Here is a 4053-nt window from a genome sequence, read left to right as displayed (position 1 = left end):
CGTGAATCTGCTGTTGGATACCCATGTTCTTCTCTGGTGGCTGAATGATGACCCCCAGCTGTCGGCGCGCGCGAGAGAATTGATCGGCAATTCGAAGAACATCAGTGCCGTAAGCGCCGCCACGATCTGGGAAATTTGGATCAAGGAACGGCTGAAAAAAATTCAGTTGCCCCGCAATTTCCGCGAAGTTCTCGAAGCTCAGTCTTTTCAAGATCTGCCTATCACCTCAGAACACGCTCATGCAATGCATTTTCTTCCACCGCACCACCGCGATCCTTTCGACAGAATGTTGATTGTCCAGAGCCAAGTTGAAGGGTTGACCCTCGTGACACACGATGCGCGAATCCAGCAGTATGATGTCGAAGCCGTCGTCGTTTAGTAGAAACCACTCGAATCCTCCATGCGCTTGCTCGCGGCAGCGGCGCACCGGCGCTGGCCACCTCCCCGCCGTAAACAAAATTCACCGTAAAACTGGAGGGCGGCACGAGAACCCATCTCATGGACGCATCATCTGGAGATAGCTAATATGACAGCCTTGCCCTCTCGGCCGACCAAGAACTGGCTCTCCAACACGCTGGCGAGGAACCCGGATTTCGTTTTTCGACGGATCGATGACGAGGGGATTCTATTACCCATTCGCGCGAACGTCACCGACGACAACCGGCTTTATTCGTTGAACCCGACGGCAGCCCGGATTTGGGAGCTGATGGACGGCACGCGCACCGGGAAACAAATCCGCGATCTCATGATGGAAGAATACGAAACGACCGATGAACAGCTCACCCAAGACATCGAAGCTTTAGTAAATATGCTGTCCGGCGTCGGTGGAGTCACCGTCGGAGAGGAGAAGTAATGTATTGCCCGGGCATGCCGACGATCGGTTCGGCGGAATACGGCGATCACCTCAAGAAGAAATTCGCCGGGCGGCGGATTCCTTACGGCGGCGGGTGGGAACTGACGTTGCGCTGCAACCTGCAATGCGAACATTGTTACGCGATTTACGACACTCCCAAGAGTCTTCTCCCGTTCGAAGACATCCAGCGAATCGCCGGCGAACTCGAACGGGAAGGGACGCTCGGCCTCTTTCTCACCGGCGGCGAGATCATGACCCGCCGGGATTTCCCGGAGATTTATCTCTATCTGAAACGAAAGGGATTTCTTCTCACGTTGTTCACGAATGCCACGCACGTGACGGATGAAATCGCCAAGCTGCTGCAGGAATATCCGCCTTTCTTGGTCGAGATCTCGATTTACGGCGCTACCGAGGAAACGTATGAAAGGATGACGCGCGTTCCGAAAAGCTTCACCCGCTTTTCAGAAGGGTTGGAAAAGATCCGGCAGGCTAAGTTGAACTTTCTGATCAAGACGGTACTTACCAAAACCAACGCCCATGAGGCGGAGGCCATGCGTGCGGTCGCGGATCGGTTGGGAGCGAAGTTCCGCTGGGACGCATCGGTCACGGCGCGGATGACGGGAGATCCGACTCCCTGCTCCATGCGCCTGCATCCTGAGGAGGTTCTCACGATCGAAGCGGCGGACAAAAAACGTTCCGAAAGCTGGCTGACCTACTTTCAGGGGACGAGAGACCGCCACTCCTCCGCCCGCACGGAAGTCTTCAGCTGCGGCGCCGGCCTGCATAGCTTTTACATCAGCACCGAAGGAAAGCTCTACCCCTGTCTCATGGTCCGGGAGGAAAACGCCTACGACCTCAGGGACGGGACGTTTCACGAAGGTTTTCATCATTATTTGGGCGACTTTCGGGAACGAAAGAAAAGCCACGATGTGCGATGCAATCGATGCGAGATCAAGCCGCTCTGCGACGGCTGCCCCGGATTCTCCTACTGGGAGCATCGGGACTTGGAAGAACCGGTTGATTATGTCTGCGACATCAGCCATCTTCGGTACGAAAATTTCGTGGAACCGTTTCTCGCCGAGGACCAAAAACCGCGCGTCTATCGAAAAATGGGGCGTACGTTGCCGGCGTATCCGGCGGGAGGAGTGGAATGAACGAGAAGAAAAAGAAGAAACCGTATGAAACGCCCCTCGTTCGGCAGATCCAGATGGAAACTGTCTGCGGTCAGTCGAATTGCAAGACCGGATCTCCCACCGGCGGCATGAACGTCGGCGGAGACTGCGATCCCGGTGTCGTCGGAAGCCCTCCCCCCGGCCCCTGCTTTACCGCCGGTTCTTGAGCACTTCCCAACAAACATTCTCCGTAGGCGAACTACGCGTCACGCTTGCATGCCCAAGTACAAACTGGTCGTTCGTAAAGGAAGACCCGACCCCGCGATTTTTTGTCGACTCCGACGGAGACCTTCAACTCAAGGTGACCGCCGAATCCGAGAAAAATATTCCGCTGCCTGCAGGTGTTTCTCTGCGAGCCCCGAACCCCTGGCGAATCGTTCGATCCGCCGGAGACATTTGGTTGTTCACGAACCGCCACGAGGGTACGCCTGTTCGAGTCCTGCACGTAAATTCGGAATGGAAAACCGGGACTGTCTACCTCAATCGCGCGGTTCCTCGAATTGAGACCGCGTTTCCGTTGGAGCCTCCGTTGGGGGAGCTCCTTTTCAATCATTGGGCGCCCTGGAAAGACGCGTTGATTCTTCACGCGGCAACCCTCGTCCAAGACGGACGGGCGATCGTAGCCATCGGCCACTCGGGAGCGGGGAAGTCGACGGTTTCGAGACTGTGGTCCGAGCGATTCGGACCCAACACCGTTCTAACAGATGAACGAACTTTGATCCGACGGGAGTCGAACGGCCGATGGCTCGCATACGGCACTCCCTGGCAAGGAAGCGGCGCGTTTTCAAGCCCGATCGGGGCGTCTCTTGTTCATCTCGTCCTTCTGGAAAAATGTCCGCGCAATGAATGGAAAACCCAATCCAGAACCGTCGCTACATCGAATCTGCTGGCCCACGCTTTTGTGCCGCCAGTCGATCGACTTACGGTCGAACAAAGTGGGGAGGTCGCCGCGCGAATGGCGTCCGATATACCCTGGACTCAGTTTTCTTTCAGCATCGGACCCGAAGCACCGGAGTTCCTTTCGAGGCAAGTGAACGAGCGTGCTTGATCTTCGCCGAGCGCTTCGTTAAGTTCCGACCCTCCGTACCACTCCTATGCCACTTCAAATCGGCTCCAACACGTTTTCCCGTCCGCACTTTATGGCGCCCATGGAAGGAGTCACGGATGTTCCTTTTCGTAAAATCATCCGCAAACATGGCTGTGGCGTGACCTGCACGCAGATGATTCACGCCGAGGGGCTGTTACGCGGAACCGAACGGCGGATACGGGAAATCTCGGCGCTGGATCCTGGCGAGCACCCGGTCGGCATGCAGCTCTGCGGCCATGATCCGGGCATGGTTTCGGAGGCCTCGCGCAAGGCCGAAGATATGGGGGCGGCATTTATCGACATTAATATGGGTTGCCCCGCAAAGAATATCGTCAAGCTGGGCGCAGGCGCGGCCCTTCTGCGGGAGCCGGAGCTAGCCGCCCAAATCGCCCGCGCAGCGGTGCGGAGTGTAAGGATCCCCGTCACCGTGAAGATCCGTGCAGGCTGGGACGAGCAATACCGAAATGCCGTCGAAATCGGCGAAGTTCTTCAAAGGGAGGGCGTCGCCCTGCTCTCCGTTCATGCCCGGACCAAAGCGCAGAAATTTCAGGGCCGCGCGGATTGGGATCTGATTCGCGATCTCAAAGAGCACATAACGATTCCGGTGGTCGGAAACGGAGACGTCTTCTCGTATTCCGACTTCGAACGGATGAGGCAGACGACCGGAGCCGACGGTGTCATGGTCGCGCGCGGGGCTCTGGGCAACCCGTGGATTTTTTCCGGCGTGCGACCGACGGTGACGGAAATTCAAAAGACACTTTTGGAGCATCTGGATCTTCATTTGTCGTTTTATTCCAATCCCGCGGCGGCGCTGGTGACGTTTCGAAAACACATCGTCTGGTACACCAAGGGACTGGCCGATGCGGCTGAATTCCGCCTTCGCGTTTTTAAGGAACGATCTCATGAGGTCATTCTTCGAATGATTCATCAGTTTTTCGACC

The 4053-nt window shown here is 56.5% G+C and carries 6 protein-coding genes; all 6 read left to right on the top strand.

The features are described 5' to 3' along the window. Window position 1: 1 nt before the first annotated feature. Entirely contained in the window at window positions 2–379 is a 378-nt protein-coding gene (locus VI895_04715) for a type II toxin-antitoxin system VapC family toxin (GenBank protein ID HLG19104.1), read from the top strand. A gap of 147 nt (window positions 380–526) precedes the next feature. Then, entirely contained in the window at window positions 527–853 is a 327-nt protein-coding gene (locus VI895_04710; GenBank protein HLG19103.1) for a PqqD family protein, read from the top strand. Further along, complete coding sequence (locus VI895_04705) at window positions 853–2007, top strand: radical SAM protein (GenBank protein HLG19102.1); 1155 nt, start codon at window positions 853–855, stop codon at window positions 2005–2007. The genes VI895_04710 and VI895_04705 overlap by 1 nt, the downstream gene beginning before the upstream one ends. Further along, window positions 2004–2192 (top strand): hypothetical protein, encoded by a 189-nt coding sequence (locus VI895_04700; GenBank protein HLG19101.1) that lies wholly within the window; start codon window positions 2004–2006, stop codon window positions 2190–2192. The genes VI895_04705 and VI895_04700 overlap by 4 nt, the downstream gene beginning before the upstream one ends. Window positions 2193–2326: 134 nt before the next feature. Beyond that, window positions 2327–3073 carry a hypothetical protein gene (locus tag VI895_04695; GenBank protein ID HLG19100.1) on the top strand — a complete coding sequence of 249 codons (747 nt, stop codon included), beginning with the start codon at window positions 2327–2329 and terminating at the stop codon, window positions 3071–3073. 100 nt (window positions 3074–3173) lie between these two features. Next, window positions 3174–4053: tRNA dihydrouridine synthase DusB (gene dusB / locus VI895_04690; GenBank protein HLG19099.1), on the top strand; the 880-nt coding region annotated here is incomplete at its 3' end.

The sequence above is a fragment of the Bdellovibrionota bacterium genome (genome assembly GCA_035292885.1).
Classification (GTDB): Bacteria; Bdellovibrionota_G; JALEGL01; order JALEGL01; family DATDPG01; genus DATDPG01.
Note: the sequence above shows the minus strand (reverse complement) of the source record. Positions and strands in the feature narration are given on the sequence as shown.